This window comes from Thalassoglobus neptunius, from assembly GCF_007859735.1.
GTDB lineage: Bacteria > Planctomycetota > Planctomycetia > Planctomycetales > Planctomycetaceae > Thalassoglobus > Thalassoglobus neptunius.
The window spans coordinates 2,641,556-2,658,558 of sequence record NZ_SIHI01000001.1 but is presented as its reverse complement, the minus strand read 5'-3'; the positions used below and the strand labels follow the sequence as shown (position 1 = coordinate 2,658,558).

General features: G+C 53.3%; 14 protein-coding genes. 7 read left to right on the top strand and 7 right to left on the bottom strand.

The features are described 5' to 3' along the window. Positions 1-17: 17 nt before the first annotated feature. Complete coding sequence (locus KOR42_RS10410) at positions 18-680, bottom strand: DOMON domain-containing protein (RefSeq protein WP_146509456.1); 663 nt, start codon at positions 678-680, stop codon at positions 18-20. Between the two features lies 1 nt (position 681). Next, a complete protein-coding gene (locus KOR42_RS10405) occupies positions 682-1,620 on the bottom strand; it encodes a CPBP family intramembrane glutamic endopeptidase (RefSeq protein WP_146509455.1) in 939 nt (312 codons plus the stop codon). A gap of 274 nt (positions 1,621-1,894) precedes the next feature. Between KOR42_RS10405 and KOR42_RS10400 the strand changes: the two genes are divergently transcribed. Both KOR42_RS10400 and KOR42_RS10395 read left to right on the top strand, forming a co-directional pair. After that, a complete protein-coding gene (locus KOR42_RS10400) occupies positions 1,895-2,323 on the top strand; it encodes a DUF2089 domain-containing protein (protein ID WP_261342043.1) in 429 nt (142 codons plus the stop codon). Between the two features lie 62 nt (positions 2,324-2,385). Further along, positions 2,386-3,522: a tetratricopeptide repeat protein gene (locus KOR42_RS10395; RefSeq protein ID WP_146509451.1), complete on the top strand. Its 1,137-nt coding sequence runs from the start codon at positions 2,386-2,388 to the stop codon at positions 3,520-3,522. Between the two features lie 201 nt (positions 3,523-3,723). Here the strand turns inward: KOR42_RS10395 and KOR42_RS10390 are convergent, their stop codons facing one another. Then, positions 3,724-7,050 (bottom strand): DEAD/DEAH box helicase, encoded by a 3,327-nt coding sequence (locus KOR42_RS10390; protein ID WP_146509449.1) that lies wholly within the window; start codon positions 7,048-7,050, stop codon positions 3,724-3,726. 380 nt (positions 7,051-7,430) lie between these two features. Beyond that, positions 7,431-8,525, bottom strand: a complete 1,095-nt coding sequence (locus tag KOR42_RS10385; protein WP_146509447.1) for a hypothetical protein — start codon at positions 8,523-8,525, stop codon at positions 7,431-7,433. A 206-nt stretch (positions 8,526-8,731) separates the two neighbouring features. On the opposite strand from KOR42_RS10385, the gene KOR42_RS10380 reads away from it, so the two are divergent. Beyond that, positions 8,732-9,601 (top strand): endonuclease/exonuclease/phosphatase family protein, encoded by an 870-nt coding sequence (locus tag KOR42_RS10380; RefSeq protein WP_197441043.1) that lies wholly within the window; start codon positions 8,732-8,734, stop codon positions 9,599-9,601. Between the two features lie 174 nt (positions 9,602-9,775). Here the strand turns inward: KOR42_RS10380 and KOR42_RS10375 are convergent, their stop codons facing one another. After that, the gene (locus KOR42_RS10375; RefSeq protein ID WP_231740883.1) at positions 9,776-10,216 is read right to left on the bottom strand and encodes a DsrE family protein; all 441 of its coding nucleotides are present in this window, start codon (positions 10,214-10,216) and stop codon (positions 9,776-9,778) included. Between the two features lie 327 nt (positions 10,217-10,543). On the opposite strand from KOR42_RS10375, the gene KOR42_RS10370 reads away from it, so the two are divergent. Further along, on the top strand, positions 10,544-11,641 hold the full coding sequence (locus tag KOR42_RS10370; RefSeq protein ID WP_197441041.1) for a phytanoyl-CoA dioxygenase family protein: 1,098 nt from the start codon (positions 10,544-10,546) through the stop codon (positions 11,639-11,641). 123 nt (positions 11,642-11,764) lie between these two features. On the opposite strand, the gene KOR42_RS10365 is transcribed toward KOR42_RS10370, so the two are convergent. Beyond that, the gene (locus KOR42_RS10365; RefSeq protein ID WP_146509443.1) at positions 11,765-12,748 is read right to left on the bottom strand and encodes a Gfo/Idh/MocA family protein; all 984 of its coding nucleotides are present in this window, start codon (positions 12,746-12,748) and stop codon (positions 11,765-11,767) included. A gap of 311 nt (positions 12,749-13,059) precedes the next feature. On the opposite strand from KOR42_RS10365, the gene KOR42_RS10360 reads away from it, so the two are divergent. The 3 genes from KOR42_RS10360 (at position 13,060) to KOR42_RS10350 (ending at position 15,327) form a co-directional block, all read left to right on the top strand. Next, complete coding sequence (locus KOR42_RS10360; RefSeq protein ID WP_146509441.1) at positions 13,060-13,488, top strand: hypothetical protein; 429 nt, start codon at positions 13,060-13,062, stop codon at positions 13,486-13,488. 173 nt (positions 13,489-13,661) lie between these two features. Then, complete coding sequence (locus KOR42_RS10355) at positions 13,662-14,330, top strand: hypothetical protein (protein ID WP_146509439.1); 669 nt, start codon at positions 13,662-13,664, stop codon at positions 14,328-14,330. 46 nt (positions 14,331-14,376) lie between these two features. Next, on the top strand, positions 14,377-15,327 hold the full coding sequence (locus KOR42_RS10350; protein ID WP_146509437.1) for a hypothetical protein: 951 nt from the start codon (positions 14,377-14,379) through the stop codon (positions 15,325-15,327). Positions 15,328-15,476: 149 nt separating this feature from the next. Here KOR42_RS10350 and KOR42_RS10345 read toward each other — a convergent pair whose 3' ends face one another. Continuing rightward, positions 15,477-16,673, bottom strand: coding sequence for a DUF1501 domain-containing protein (locus KOR42_RS10345; protein WP_146509435.1), 1,197 nt, complete (start codon positions 16,671-16,673; stop codon positions 15,477-15,479). Positions 16,674-17,003 lie beyond the last annotated feature (330 nt).

Here is a 17,003-nt window from a genome sequence, read left to right as displayed (position 1 = left end):
TGGCGGGATTTTTGTTTTCAATCGGTTCCAGAATCGAGCTCAAGGCTGGCCCACATGCTCGGGTCGCTCTCATAAGGGAAGTCGTCGCCGAGGGTGAAGACTTGCTGTCCGTGTTCATCATCGTGAACAGTGATATAGAAGCCGAGTCGTGAATAGGTCTCCGGGTCGAAACCCTGAAGCGATTCAGTCGGAAACCAGACGGCAACGCGATAGCCGGATTGATCCGCTTCACTCTCCAGTAGAACCGAATCGATATCAATATCGGGGGCATCTTCACTGGCTCGCGGGACCGGAACCTGTTTCAGAAAGGGTTCCATTCCATCACTGCCTTCACCAATCGGAAGCAGGACGAATCGATGGCAATACCGAGAGGCACGGTGAATGTTCTGAGTGTCGCGGGTGTCGAACCAGATTTGAATTCGATCGGCGGAATGCGGAGCGTCGGGCGAGCAGTTCGGCCAGTCGGTTTTTCCTGAAACGGTAACGGCGAGCGCAAGGCCCTCGGAATTCCATGCCATTGCAAGCTTTGCGAACTGCGGAACATCGTCCATCTCAGAAGGAAACGGAATCTCGCAACTCTTTGGAAGTTTCAGAACCGGAGCTTTCGCACGCGGCAATCGGTCGATGCGTTTTACCGGAATCGAATAACGAAACAAAAACGAGGCAGGCAGCAGGCTCATGTCAGTAAACGATCCCGAGAAGATTTTCTGCGTACTTTTGAATCCAGACAGCTGACAGATTCAAAGCATTGAAGAGAGCATGAGTGATGACAACAGCCACGTAGCTGCGTCGATAGTGGTAAACGATTCCAAGGATGATCGCCAGCGGAAGGAGCGCTAAAGCATCAGGGAGTCCGTGGACCATCGCGAAAATCAACGCGGTCGCGGCGATCCCCGCTTGAGCTCCGAAGCGTTCTGTGAGCGAGGATTGCAAGCAAACTCGGAAGATCAATTCTTCTTTGATGGGCGCAATCACAACCGCAGCGAACGTCACGACGAGAAACTCCGGGCCGAATCCGCGTTCGTCGAGAAGTCGCAAAAAGGGATGGAGTGTTTCGTTGCTCCGGAGGGGCAGCGTCAGCATCAGGAGTGCAAAGACTGGAAGAATCGCGACGACAAACCCACGGACTCCGTAAGTGAGTTGCTCTTTGATGTGATCCAGACGAAATCCGAGTCGGATGAGATCGGTCCTTCTCGGGCAGAGTGACACAAGAATCCCTCCGACGAGGAAAACGGCAATCAGACCTTCCGCGATCGACCCACGGACCTGCTGCAAAGTGACTTCCGCATCAAACTCTCTGGCGGGGGCTGCACTGAAGACGAGCACGAGATTCAGTGAGAGATAAGCCACAACGACCGCGACGGCAAACGGTGGCACGGTTGCGGAAAGCGATCGAAACCTCGGCGGGATGAGCGGTTCGTTCTCCTTGGAGCGACGCAACAAATTCGCCCAGCTGGTTGCACTTGCAACCAGGATTGCGAGGACAAGAAGCCCATACATGTTGACGACGAAATACTGAATGGAAGTCACCGAACCGGGCTTGAGGAGGTTGGATATCGGACGTTGTTGATGACAAACCTTGTGGTCTCTCAGTGCTTGCTGATCGAGCACCGCAATCATTCACAGGGCACAGAAGTGTAGACGTTTGATGGGATGGGGTGTATCGGGAGCACTTCAAGAATCGAATTTGATCACGCTCTCATGCGTCAAGTGCTCGCTTTTTCACGTGTTTTCGGGGTCAAAGGTTATCGTTGAAGGGGAAATTGCTGGAACTGAGTGAGTCTTGGAATTACATTTTGTGTAACTTTGTGTGGTTCGAGTTTTCAATATGTGAAAGAATTTGTTCTGTTGTTTTGAAAAATGTTTGAGTTTGCGTTGACTCTGCATTGGCTTCGTGTCATGTTTGACATTGTGGAGTTTTGGGAGTGGAAAATTGAAGTTTATTACAAATGAATGCCCGTACTGTTCTCAAAAGTTGAATGTGACGGAAATGTCATGTTCATGTTGCGAGGTCTCAATTCGGGCGGAGTTTCCAGAATCCCGGCTCTCGAGTCTTCCGACCGAGCATCAACGTTTCATCGAAATGTTCATCCTCGCCGGAGGCAACCTCAAAGAGATTGCTCAACTGACCGGGGTTTCCTATCCGACCGTTCGTTCTCGATTGAACAAGATCATCGAGACGCTCAGAGAGGAAATCGGAAAAACATCTCCCACGCGAGGTAACCTTCTCGATGCCATGGTCGATGTCGAAGAGAAATCTGCGGCAACCCGACAGGAGAATCGAGACGCTTTGAACGCTGGAAAGTTGATCAAGAGTATTTGAGTTCTGTTTGATCCAGTCGCCGTCGTCTGGGCACGAACCTGTTTCTCGAACTGAGCGGTCCAATGAAGAATCCAATCGTCAATGAAGATCAACAATTGAATCAAAGTCTGGAGTGTGACGACCTCCTCCTGCACTCACTCAAGGAGGAAGATCAGCGTCGCAGTCGTCGATCATTGATTCTCACAACACTCAGTGTTCTGGGCGTCGTCGCGCTGATGGCAATGGTCTTTGTGCCCAATCAAGGCGAGGCAAAAGGCGATTCCAATCTCACGGAAGAAGGATGGAAGTTGTGGGGCAAGCAACAGTTTGCAGAAGCTGAGCAAAAGTTCGGCGACGCGATTAAACACGATGAGACGTCAGTCAATGCGTGGAATGGGCTCGGCTGGGCTCGCGTCAATCAGGGCAAGAATGCAGCAGCGATTGAAGCTTTCGGTCGATGCCTCAAACTGGAACCGAAATTACCCGGTGCATTGAATGGAATGGGGCAGGCTCTCTTGGCTCAACGCAAGTATGATGAAGCCAGAGAGTTCCTCTTAAAGGCCGCACCGCAGGCTCCGGCAGCCTGGTATGGGCTGGCACGTTTGGAACTTCTCGCTGGCAACTTTCAGGATGCAGAGAAGTGGTGCCGAAAAATCGCCAACACCGACCCCAAGAACGAACTTGTTCAGAAGATGCTGTCTGCGGCCGAAGGAAAAGAGTTGGATGACTCGCTGCGACGACTGATTGAACCGCCAAGTCCATCAAGTGCAAGTGTGGCTGGAGCGTGGCGTCTTCTGAATTCGGGAGATCCGAGCGCAGCGAAGGACCAGTTCAAGGAAGTTCTGAAAGAGTCGCCGGAGAATCTCAGTGCACTGAACGGGTTGGGATTCGCACTGCTCAATCTGGGAGACTTCCAGGAAGCGAAACCGTACTTTCAGAAGTGTGTCGACTCCACTGATGAAGCTTTCGGAGCAATGAACGGCCTTGCGAGATGCTATAAAGCTGAGGGAGACACCGAGAAAGCGATTGAACTTTGGAAGGAAATGGTCGAAAGCATCGACGGGGTGAATGCGGGAACGGTTGGCCTCGCAGAGACCTATCTTGAAGAAGGAAACTACAAGCAGGCGAAGAAGTATTTTCAGCAGCTTGTCGACGAACAGCCCGACAACGCTTACTACAAAGAGAAGCTCGCCGCTGCAAATTCCGGAATTCAGAAGTGAGTCGAATTCTGTCGCTCAGATGAAGATGCCAAGAGAAAAGGAATCGTTGTCTCGACAACGATTCCTTTTTCCGTTCTGAAACTCGTGCGGATTCCCGACGTCGTTTTCGAACGACAGATTGTCTGTCAGCTACGAATGACGACTCCAGTTAGAAGCGGCGATGTCCACAAGACTCAACTGGTGAAGGACCGTGAATGCTGCCTATGAGAGCAACAGTTCGAGGTCTTCGGTGGTGAGGTCTTTCAAAGGAGCATTGTCTGCTTCGAGGATGGCATCCGCGAGTTCGCGTTTCTTCTGTTGCAGGTCGAGGATCTTTTCTTCGACGGTATCTCGACAGATGAGTCGATAGGCGAAGACTTGATTTTTCTGTCCAACACGGTGGGCACGGTCGATCGCCTGAGCTTCGACAGCTGGGTTCCACCATGGGTCGAGAAGGAACACATACTCCGCCGCGGTGAGGTTCAATCCGAGTCCCCCTGCTTTCAGCGAAATCAGGAAGACTGATGTGTCTGGATCGTTCTGGAACTGCTCGACAACATCTTTTCGCTTGCGAGTCTGTCCGTCGAGGTAAGCATACTTGATCCCGCGTTTGTCGAGATGTTGCTTGACGATCGACAGCATGCTCGTGAACTGTGAGAACACCAGCGACTTGTGGCCTTCCTCGATCAGTTCTTCCAGTTGAGGGCAAAGCGCGTCGAGTTTCGCGTAAGCGTCTTCTTCTGCTCCGCGATCCAACAATGCCGGATGGCAAGCAGCCTGACGAAGCCTCAGCAACGCCTCAAGGACATGCATACGCGATTTTCCCATCCCCTGCTTCTTGACCAGGCCGAGCAATGAGTCTCGGTAATGGTCTCTGAGTTCAGAGTAGAGTTCGCGCTGCCGTTGACCCATTCGACAGTAAATGGTTTCTTCGAACTTGTTGGGCAGTTCCTTCGCCACTTCGCCTTTGGTTCGTCGCAACACAAACGGTCGGACTCCCTGCGAAATCAACTGGCGAGATTTTGGATTGGCAGAATCGACGGCGTGTGTTTTGAAGATGGCACTTCGGCCGAGCATTCCCGGGTTGAGGAACTCGAAGATCGACCACAAATCGCCGAGATGGTTTTCGATCGGCGTACCACTCAATGCGACGCGATTCTGTGCGCGGATCAATCGCGACGCTTTGGCTGCCTGCGACGACGCATTTTTGATCGTTTGAGCTTCATCGAGAACTGCGTAGTCGAACTGAATGTCTTTCAGCTCCATGATGTCTCGACGCAGTGTTCCGTAGGTTGTCAACACGACGTCCGTCTTCGGAATGTCGCGCAGATGTGCCGATCGAAGAGGGCCGGTGTATTCCACGAAGGTCAACTCGGGAGCGAACTTTTGCAGCTCCTGAACCCAGTTGAACATCAGTGACTTCGGAACCACGACAATCGACGGGATCTTCTCTTTACGCTGAGTGATGCGATCCTGCATGAGGGCCAGCATCTGGACGGTCTTTCCGAGACCCATGTCGTCCGCAAGACACCCTCCGAACCCGTACTCCTGGAGGAATGTCAGCCATCCCAAACCTTCTCGCTGGTACGTTCGAAGTTCCCCGCGGAAATCTTCCGGTTCGCGTTGTTCACGAACTCCATCAAAGGTCGACAGCTTCGAACGAAGTTCCAGATACCGTTCATCGAAATCGACAAACTCCTGAGCCGAGAGCAACGCGTCGACGAGTCCAATCTGCGTCGTTGAGAAACGAAGACCTTCCTCGTCCGTTGTTCCGAGCCCCGCCAGAATTCCGTATTGCTGAAGCCATTCTTCGGGAAGAATTCCGAGCGAACCATCGTCGAGGCGAATCGTTTGGTCGCCGCGAGTCAGGGCTGCCAGCAGTTCCGGGAAGTTGGCTTTTTTTCCTTCGAAGTCGACATCGGCGGTCAGTTCGAACCAGTCGATTCCGGAACGGACATTAAACTTGACCGCTCCTGGCTGTCGGACTTCTTTTCCATCTGCTTGAACTTCCCAACCGTCGGCGACAAGTTCTCGCACAGCTCGTCCCAGTTCGCTGACCGGGATATCGACGTCGTGTGCGCTTTGTCGATGTTCAACAAGTCGGCGAAATCCGAGTTCGTTCAGTTTCGACCAGCAGGTCGCTTCGCGTTGTTGATCTCGAAGCAGACAACGGCCTTCGTTCCGCTGAACAATGGCCCACTGAAGATTGGATGCGGAGACCTTTGTGCCAAGGTAATCGAACTCGATGGACCCGTGGATTCGTTCGTGCTTCCAACTTCTCTGCTTGGGAGATTTGAAGATCAGTCGCGGATTTGGAGTCGGCCGGACTTCTTCCAGTTGCAACTCTTCAGGCAGGTCGAGTTGTGGAAGAGTGGGCATGTCGAGGATCCAGTCGACCAGATCCTGTTGTTCACCGTCTTGAGCGACCATCTTCTGGTCGGCGGTCAGCATCGGCACCCAGTCGAATGCTCCAAAGTCGTCCAGGCGATAAATGAAATCTTGAGTGGCGACGAGTCCTCCCGGAAGAAGGAGTTCGCAATCGTCGAGTTTCATTCGATCGTCATCTCGACGGACTTCTCCCTCGAGTTTCCACGTGCCGTCTTCTTCGCTCTGATTGAGGACCAGGCAAAGCTTCCAGGGATTCGTACTCTCCCAACTGAGAGGAGGACGTTCCTTTTCGGACTCGTCGAGATACCTCAAGCGTCCTGAGTTCGCCATCAATGGCAGAATCAGTTCACAGAGTTCGAATGGAACTCGGTATCGGAACACGGAAGTTTGGAACTCGGCCTGTTGAGCCATCCATCCCGTTCGTTCTGGAGTTCCTCCCGCGAGAAACGCGAGGATTTTCCGGTCGTCGGCATGTTCAATGTCTTCCAAGCGACCGGGACGCAACTTGAGCGGCTTCAGCTTGCCCCATTGACCGTTACTTCGTCGTTGTCGCTGGGAAGTCTGAATGATGAGCTGCTTCGACTTCAGACTTTCTTCGACATCAATCTCGAAGAAAATTTCCCGCTCTTTCGAGTCCGCAGCTGCGGGGCCTCGCGATTGAGTCGGCATTTCCGAACGAAGCGTCTGCAGCTTCGACTCCCACTCTCTCGATTGACGCGGAGCAGGCTTCGTCGCTGTCTGTGTGGTCGTCTGCGTTGCGGCTTTACTGGGCCGGAAGATCTCGTTGACGTCGACATCTTCGTCCCATTCGTCGAGCAGATGGCTCGGCTGATAGAGAACTTCCGCAGCGAATGGCGGGATCTGCCCAGCACGGGCGACGCCGGTCAGGTAGTCCCCTTCATCAACGGCGAGAATGGTCGCCCAGAGATGTTTGCATGCCGGTTCTTTGGATTGCGCGTCGCCGACACAGGAGCAGAACATGCGAAGTTCATCACCCTGCCGGCTGAGATGTGTCTGGTATTCCACACCGTCACGAACAGCGCCGTGCAAATCGTCGGGTGTCACTCGGACGATCGAAACGCGCTCCGCCTGAACGTATGCCTGTCCACGAAAGCGGATGTCTCCGCGAAACTTATTCTCAAGAAGTTGTGCCAGCGACACAAACCCCTCCCTACCTAGCTTTATGTTCCACTGAGAAACGAATTCTTCAAAGAACGGTTTCTCGTGATTCAATGATCAGAAAACACGATTCGCCCGAAAATCGAGCGCTTCCTTTCAGCCTACTGGAATCTCATTGTTGAGTGCCAGACAGTCTGGAAGAGAAATTGAAAGCATCCAACATCTCGCATGTTTCCCAGTCGGGAATGCGCCATCTCAAATGCCGAAGAGAGTGATTGTATCGCCCGAACCCTTTTTCGACTCTGACTATTCCCAACTTTTTGTCTCTCAATTGAAAATGCCAACAGCCTGCCGGGAATTCCAGGCAGGCTGTTGGAAGAATTTGCGATTGAAATGCTGTTGAGAATTGATGTCAATCCTGATTAAGGAAGCTCAACAGTTTTCAAATTGAGTTGTCCGCCGTCATCGATGAGGACGACAGCGTGTGTGGAATTGAGTTTGTCGAGTTCGACGACATTCTGCCAGCTTGAGACAGTTTCGTACGTTTGCCCGGCAGTTCCGCCTCCTTCAACTCGTTCGGTCAGTCCTTCTGGACGTTCAATGTCGTTGGTGCTGATCTTCATGACTCCGCGAGCGCTGTTGGTCAACAGCAGGTATTGCTCGCCATTCTTTGTGTAGACGATCATGTCGAGTGGACGGTTTCGATTTCCCAGCTCGGCAACGGTTGTGCCTTGAATGCGATCCGTTGAATCGACTGCGGAGATGGGGAATTTCACGAGCGGAGTGCAGACGAAACCAGCGAGCAGGTTGGGTTCGCCATCAATCACAAACGGCACGAAAGTTCGGATCGCGGAACTGTCTTCCGATCGTCCGTGTGCTGCATGATAGATTTCGAGGCTGGCCCCTTTGTCAGCTTTGTTGAATGGGAAGACCATTGTGCGGACGCCAGAAGGTGAGTCGGCTTTTCGCAGTCCAGAGACGATGATTTCTCCATCGACGAAAGCAATGTCAGTGATGGAATCGTCGCGAAGGTTTCGCTTTCGTCGGCCTTCTCCCACGACGGCATCTTCAGGAGCGTCGGTCAGTTCTTTCTTTGCGAAGTGAATCTTTTCGAGAGAGACAACTTCAGCCTTGTCACCACTGACTCGGAGGAGGACTGGTCCTTTGCCTTCGACAGTGGCCAGAAGAAACGCATTCCCGGTTTCAGGATTCGCAGCCAGATCATTCACTGTGACAGCATCTGCAGAAGCCCCAACTGCGGATGCGATGGCGTCTTTCACTCCATCCAGATCATGTTCGGCTCCGGTTGGATCACCGTCGCTGTCACCAGTTTGAATCGCGAAGACAGCTGCGCCCTTGGGGTCGCCAATGAAAAGGATTCCACTGGGGCCGAAGGTCATCGGTCCCGCAGACTGAATGTCAGGAGTTCCTTCCGACAGGCCATAGAGGTCAGCCGCTGAGGAAGAAGCTGCGACGAAATGCAGCAGCACAGCCAGTGAGAGAAGTGTACGAATCATGAGTACCATCCTTACTGTAATTGAAGAAGAACCCGCGCGACGACTCGATGATACCCATGTCAAGATCAGAGACTCAAACGTCTCTTGATGGGTTTTTGCATGTTCTTCGGAAACTGTTAATATCTTCAGTCCTGCTTCATTGATAGGAATAGATGTTCGCGGAAAGAGTTTGCCTTCCCATTGATCTTCTTAAGCGCTCAATCACCATGACTCGAATGACTCTCGGCGGAATGTGTTTTCTCATCCTGATGACATTCTCTCTCCAGGCAGAAGAGACGTCTGCGGTCAAAGTGATGAGCTTCAACATTCGCTATGGAACCGCAAACGACGGCGATCATGTTTGGGACAACCGAAAAGAGTTCGTCGTTGAAACGATTCAGGCGTTCGCCCCGGATCTGCTGGGAACTCAGGAGACGCTGAAGTTTCAGAAGGACTATCTCGCGGAGCACCTTCCGGATTTTGAAGTCATCGGTGTCGGACGGGATGACGGCAAAGAGTCCGGTGAGATGATGGCTGTCTATGTTCGAAAATCACGTTTCGAGATTCTCGATAGCGGGCACTTCTGGTACAGCGAAACTCCACACGAACCCGGATCGAAAGCGTGGGAAACCAGTTTGCCACGTATGGCGACATGGGTGAAATTAAGTGATCGCACTCAAAGCGGCAAAACGATCTGGTTCTTCAACACCCATTTTGATCACCGGGGAAAGCAGGCTCGTCGAGAGTCCGCGTTGCTCTTGCGCAAGATGGTCTCACAGCTGGCCGGGAAAGACCCCGCGATTACTACCGGAGACTTTAATGCCGCGGAAGGCAGCGACGTCTATAAGAATCTCTTCGATGGGGAGACCCCGATTCCGTTGACCGATACGTATCGGAGTTCTCATTCGGACTCAGATGAGAACGTCGGAACCTCTGGAGGCTTCACGCTGAAGGATCGGGGAACAAGAAGGATTGACTGGATTGGATGCACGAATCATTTCTCGATTGAGTCAGCCGAAATTGATCGCACCAATCGGAATGGAGTGACTCCATCCGATCACTTCCCTGTTATGGCGGTCCTGCAATTGGCCCAATAGACTCTTGTCGTCTCACGATTCTGAAGAGTCGTCACCGTCACCATCCCGACTTCATTCTGTCAGGATGGTGTTCGGAGACCGTTCCATTCGTTCTAAATGCGTGTTGACGATTCGTCGCGATTCAAGAGATGCGGGACTGTTCGAGATTGGCTGCGGTAAAGAGTTGGGCTGCGGTTAAAAGGTCAACACGTGGGTCTCGGGGTCTTTGATGAGGTCAGACAGCGGCTTTCCCATCCCTTTGACTTCCAGTCCCAATTCGCGAAGCCGGTCGGCGACGCCGTATGAGTCGGCGCAAACGACGCACGCTTGAAGGAACACACCATCTTTCTTCATGTCTTGAATCTTGCTTTGCAAATCTTTGTCAGCTGCGAGCAGTCTTGAACTCGGTCCCCACACGATCAGGCGAACTTCGTCAAACCACTTCGCTTTCTTGGCAGCGTGTGCGTAGATCAAGACCATTCTGTGAGCGACTTCGGGATCGGAACTCGTCCAGACAATGGCGAGTTTGCTTGCAGATGGGGATTCCTTCTGCACGAGAGGCTGTGCGTGAACCTCGTGAAGACAACTGAGGGATGCGAGGCACATAAGGGATACGAAGGCCGCCAGCGAAAACATGTTCTGCACCGTGCTGCTCCTGCAAAAGATTTCTTGAGCGATTCCGTCATTGAGCGTAACAAAAGTTTTTTCAGCCCGCGCTCATTCGTCGTAGCGATCGATTTCACCTTGAAGTCACAAACGTTAGGGGATTCTGGCGGCGATCGAATTTCCCCTCATTTTGGTTCCCGGCTTAAGAAATTCTGGAAACTGGTCTCGGAAGAATTCCGGTTTTTCCGATAGTATCACGGAGTCATCGGCTAAATTTCCCAATTTTTGGGGAATTCATGTTCGATGGTGATTGATGGCGGCACATTTTGCCGCAGCCTCTTCGGCAGGAATTCAAGGATGAATCTGAAGCCTAAAATTCGACCTCTTTGGCAACGTGCATTGGCGATTCCCAGCTTGGCTGGTGTGATGGGATACAAAGCGGCCGGTCTGCCAACATTCTTTCTCCCACGTGCGATTCGTTCGATCATCAATAACTGGCACTATTCGCAATTCGCGATGTTGCTGAAGTCCGGTTTGACGCGCGCTTATATCGACGAACCGTGTGAATTCAAAATGCCGGAGAAGGTCGAACCGAAAGCGAAGGTCGCTCCAGAATTCCAGCTGACAGAAGATCAACTCAAATCCTTCTATGAGAACGGGTTTATCGGTCCCTTCGACGCATTCACTCCTGAAGAGATGGCGGATTTCCGCGAAGAAATGCTTCGCGAAGAAAAAGCCGTTTCGCCGACCTACAACTTCGTCACCCCCCGCGATCCGCATTTCCATATGCCTCGCGTGTGGAGCTACATGAAGTCGCCAGCGATTACCGAGCGAGTCGCTCAGATTCTTGGTGAAGATTTGTTCGTCTGGCGGTCACAGTTCTTCTACAAAGGACCAAAGGCACCGTCGATTCAATGGCACCAGGCCAGTACCTTCATGGTGGAAGACTATCTCGACCCAGCGATCTTCCCACCGAATCTCAATGAAATGTTTCAATTGACCGTGTGGGTGGCCGTCGACGATTCGACCTATGAGAACGGCTGCATCGAGTTCTTAAAGGGCTCACACGAGAAAGTCCGGACGATCAAATTCGGCGGACAGGATGGCTTTTACGAAGCCAACTTTACGTTGGAACACGACTATCCTGCGGATCGCATCGTGAAGCTGCCTGTGAAGTCGGGACAGTTCATCATCTTCACCGAACGATGTATTCACGGCTCCGGTCCGAACACGACCGATCGCCATCGCCTCGCATTCAACATGCGCGTGATCCCGACCAATGTTCCAGTTTACACCGATAAAGAAAAGTACCGCTCAGTCTACAACGGCGGAAAATACTCGCTGAAGAACTGGGGCGTCTCCGTGCTTCGCGGTGAAGACAAATACCAGTTGAGCCGCACTCGACAGCCGCAAACCGTCGAAGAAGCTCAACAGCAACAGAAGCGTGCTGCTTAGCGGACATCGTTCCGTTGAGTCCAAAAGAGTGTCCGACGCACTCTTCAAATGATTCAAAGATCCCGTGTGCAGGACTCTGCAGACGGGATCTTTTGTTGTGGATCATTGAAGGTAACTTTGAGGCTATCGAGACTCGCGGGCGACCTTCAAAATTGAGTCCATGATCTTCATGTTTTGCAGCCCATTCTCAGCCGGAGCGCGGAGTTCTCCGCTCTCGATTGAGCGGTGAAAGTGTTTGAGCTGGCACGCGTATTGATCATCACTCGGGCAGGAAATGACTTCGACCGGGGTGTCTCTTTCTGATGATCTCCAGAGTTCGAATGTTGGTTGTTGACCGGGCTGAAAAGCGGGCTCGACCAGGATTCTTCCGTCGTCTCCCACCAGTTCGAGTCGACACCGAAACGGGGCTTCGAAGCTGCAATCAATCTGTGCCAGAACTTCTCCGGGAAAGGTCAAACCGATCCGCATCGACATGTCGACGCCCGACGGCCACCAGTGAGCGCCCGCATTGATTTTTGTTGGCTCGGCGTCGGTGAAAAAACGGCTCGCATTGACTCCGTAACAGCCCAAATCCCACATCGCTCCTCCACCTCGATCGGGGTTCAATCGCCAGTCATTTCGGTCAATATTGAAGGAGAAATTGACGACGATCAGTCTCAGATTGCCGATCTCGTTTTTCTCGATAAGTTCGCGAATTTGCAGTGCTCGCGGGTGAAGTCGCCACATGAACGCTTCCTGTAAGATCACATTGTGGTCCTCGCAGGCCCGCACCATTTCTTCCGCTTCTTCGATGCTTGGGGCCAGAGGTTTCTCGCAGAGAACGTGCTTACCGGCTTTCGCAGCTGCAATGGTGAGTTCTCGGTGCTGGTCCCCTGTTGCCGGGATGTAAACCGCGGCGATGGAGTCGTCAGCGAGAATCGCTTCGTAGGAGTCACTTGCGGTCACTCCGTCCACTTCTGAAGCCACTTCGTCGGCGACTCCGGGACGTTGACTCGCGACGACCACCGACCAGTGTTCAGGACACTCCGAGAGCGCCGGCAGAATTCGCCGAGTGACGATCCGTCCACAACCGAGGATGCCGAGCTTCAAGCGGTTTTGTGCGTTCATTTGATGACTCTTTGCGGCGACTGGGGTGACTTTAACGATTGCGAAGAGGTTGCGAATTGAGTGGTTCGTGAGGGTTGTGCGTCGTCTTTAAGTCGTTTGAGAGCCTCATATTCGGAAAACACGGCCGTTTCGGTGGAACGTACACGAAATGACTCATTGACACGATCGTTGCTTGCCGAAGTTGAGATTGAGCCACTCTCTATTCAATCCTTGCGGTTGGCCAGTCAGAGCGGCCGGAATTTTTCAACAAACCGAAATCTCAGCACTCGGAAGTGCTCAGTTCGTTTCGGTGAGAACACATGGAGGGTGAAATGTTCTCAATGACGTTCAAGACGACTGCGATTTTACTCGCAGCAGCTGCGTTCAACAGCGCACTGGCACAAGATGTTCAGACAGGCGCCCCGGCACCGGGACAGACCTATCCACAGCTGAATGCTCCGTTGTACCCCAGTCCTGTCCAGCACACACCGCACTGGAATGGCGGAACAATCGTGACGAACCAGGCACTGGCGCCTCACGAGATGCTCTATCCACACACTTATCGTGCGGTCTATCCCCCTTACTACTACAAGGTCAAAGGTGGATGGATCTGGACTCCTTTCGGAATGCGACAGCACGAAGAAGTCAAACTTCAGGGAACCGAAGTGACTGTGAAGTATCGTTCACACTTCCCTCTCTTCTCTGGATTCAAAGTCCCGCGTAACGATCTGAGCTTGATCAACTGCGGACCGCGTTGGTAGCCGCAGCAGGATTGCTCGCACGGCCCGCACCGTGCTGAGCTTTCCACTGCCTGCAACCCGCAGTTTCGAGTCGTTCTCACTAAATGAAAAGTGCCAAATTCCGGCAACAGGGCTCCATTGGGAATGCCTCCAGCTGGTGAATTGGACTAACCCTTGACCCAGGAAAACGAATCATGTTGACTCACGTTCGCAATTGGAGTCTGCGGTTATTCGCCGCCAGCCTCGTCCTTGCGACCTTGCCCGTTTCTGCCGATGACGCTGAGGGTGTGGTTCGCATTTCACAGACAAACACGCCAGGTGTTGTTCGGATTACCGACGCAGCACAGCCCGAGCAAGTCCTTCGCGGTCAGTCAGCCGAATACGGTTCGGCTCAGGACATCGAACTCGTCGGGCATGCTCGCCGGTGCAAGCACGGCGTTCCGATGGGAGCGACCAATTGTCCCACTTGCTGCCCCGAAAGTCCCTGCAGCTGGTTGTCGTGGAACATGCAATTGTGCTGCATGCGACACCACCAGGCCTGTGCTGTGTTGAAGCAATCCTGTCGTGAAGATTTGAGAGAGAAGTGCGCGTTCTTGCGATGCAAGTTCGGCTACTTCTGCCCAAGTGGTGGTGACGGATCCGGAGTTGCTCCGATCGGTTGCTACAACATGGTCTACCCCGTCAACCCGTACCATTTCGATCCTCGAGATGGAAACGTCTACGCCGCTCCCGGATACGGTGGACCGGTTTCCGTTCCACTCGCGCCTGTCGTAGAGAACACCTACAACTACGGTTGGGGAGTTCCATCGAGCCGTCTGACACGGGTTGCACAGCCTCTCTCTCCAGGAGTTTCCGTTCGCTGAGCTTGAGCGATCGTTGAACTCTGAATCTTCGAACAGGATCATGATGATGACTGAAACACAAACATGGCGACACTGCCTCCTCGCGGTCGCGGGAGTGCTGTCGATGTCCTTAGGAGCAGTCACTGCTCAGGACTTTGACGATACCGGAATCGTCCGGATTACGGATATGGCTCAAGGACAGATCTTGCAGAGCAGCTGCGATGTCCTGGGGTGTGATACGAATGCCAACGCCTGTTGCCCCGGTGTCAATTGCGACATGTCCGGCAGCGGCGCGTGCGGAGCGGGAATGCTCGGCGGCGGAGCGGGTTGCAGCAGTGCTGGATGTTATGGCCAGTGCGGCAACGGAGCTGGCTGCAATGGGCAATGCGGCGGAATGTGTGGCAACGGAATGTGTGGCAACGCCTGCGGATATGGTGCTTGTGGTCTTTGCCCATTCGGTGGGCTCTGTGGAGGTGGACTTTGCGGCTATGGATGCGGACCCTGTGGGGGACAGTGCAGCCAGGCAATGCGAAACATCCTCTGCTGGCTCAACCCTTGCAGCAATACCTGCACTCACTCGCCAAGCCATGGCTTCCGTCCACCTACGAAGCAGCCTTACTCAGCGATGCCAGTGTCATACCAGCACAACTACCCAGCGTGCTGGAACGGCGGAGTCGCAAGCGGCTACCGCGCACACCGTCCTGCTGTTTACATGCCAACAGATACGACTCAGTTGGGATACTACTACCAGCGAGTTCCATTCTGGACTCCACGTCCAGGGATGATTCCTCCTCCGATGCAGCCAGCTGAGTGGCATCAGTACGGAAATCCACGCGGCTATGCCCACGGAAATCAATACGGATACGCAGGAGAGTACTGTCCTCAAAACGGGCAGATTATCGAAGGCGTGGAAGTGAAAAACACGAACGAAATTGCTCCGACTCCACCAGCAGCGTCTGAGTCGAGCGAACTTGAACGTTCAGCAAGCAATCCAAATTTGCTGCCTGTCGTTGAATAAGGTGAATTGACGCGATCACCCTCCGTTGAGGGGCAGGGGTCCAATTGGGATTCCTGCCCCTTTTTTTATTTGACAGCTTTTCTCAACCGCCATTCATCGACAACGGGGCTCGAATCTCCTCACGGAGTCGCCGATCTCGTGAAGATGCTTCAGCACGAAGCTGTCAGAGAACTCTCCATTGGTGGTGGAGACCATGTGCGAAAGCCCGGAAGTTCGAGTGATTCGCTTTCGTCGATTCCGAAGTAATTGCAAATCAATCCCGGCAGATGGTTGAGAGGAATGGGATCGTTGATGATCGATTCCCCGGTGGCATCACTCGCTCCGATCACCTGTCCGCCCTTTAACCCTCCTCCAGCGAGGAAGCCGGAAAAGACGTGAGGCCAGTGGTCTCTGCCAGCTGTCTCGTTGATCCGTGGTGTTCGACCCATTTCGCCCGCGCTCACGACGAGTGTCTGATTCCATAGACCGGTCTCTTTGAGGTCATCGATCAGGCCGCCAACGGCTCGGTCGAATCGCGGACCCAATTCGTCGCGATAAGTGAACACCGTGGCGGGTGACGTCTTCCGACAACCGTGTGCGTCCCAGGTAAGTTGACCTTCGAGGTTCTCGAAGGTGTGAACTTCGACGTACCGCACTCCCGCTTCCACCAGTCGCGCTGCCGTCCACAACAGTTCCCCGAAATGAGTCTCTCCGTACGCACGTTTTGTTCGGGCAGCGTTTTGAGATGAGCTGTCCTCGAATGCAAACCCTCTCTGATGAATGTCCTTGAGGGTTGGAAGACTCAACGTGACGGGTGGCTCGCTCGAGGTCGCTTCGTTGTTCGGGGTTGGGCTGTCGTCTTGTTTAACAGAAGTTTTCGGAGTGATGTCTGTTTCAGAAATACGAACAGCCAGAGGTGTGGTTCCATTGGGACGCAGGAGTTGGCTGAGCGCGATTCCAAGATCGAGCGGATGTTGACCCCGTCGGGCGTGATCTCCAGAACGAAGCAGCTGAAGACCGGTCTCATGAATCGGTGCGAGGTCGTGGTGCAGCGATCGCAAGACGACGAGTTCGTTGGCTCGGCGTGCCAGTTCGGGAAACGATTCTGCGAAGTGAACGCCCGGGATTTCCGTCGAGATGGCACGGCTGGGACCGCGAATCTCACGTGCTGCATCCGGCTTGGGATCGAGTGTGTCGAGGTGACTGGCCCCGCCGTTTTGGATGATCTGAATGACAGCATGAGGCTGCGAACGTTTTCCGCCGAAGGAGTCTCGCAAAGAAGCAGTGGCAATGCTGACGCCGCCGACGGCGAGAAAATTTCGACGACTGACTGGGTTCGACGGTTGTCCTGAGGACTTGTGACTCACGCGATTCCTCCCGTCCGGAGCTGGGATGTGTCGACTCCCTTCGACCACGCAGGTTTCATTCTTCCAGACTGCCAGTAGAGCAGTGCTGAACTTCGAAATAGGTGACAAGACTCGACAATTTCGGTAGTTTAGCAGCTGGAATCTGAAAAAGAACAGGTGGATCCCGCGAACGAGTCGGGCCCGGTGATCAAGGTCCGGCAAGTTGCTCTGAGGCTTGAGTCGCTGAGGATTGCTCACGACACTCCCGCCCAAAGAGTTGAGACCACCGAAATCGAATCGCGACGAGAGACCCAGTCCGATTTCGGAATCGTTTGGGGTCAGCAACAGATT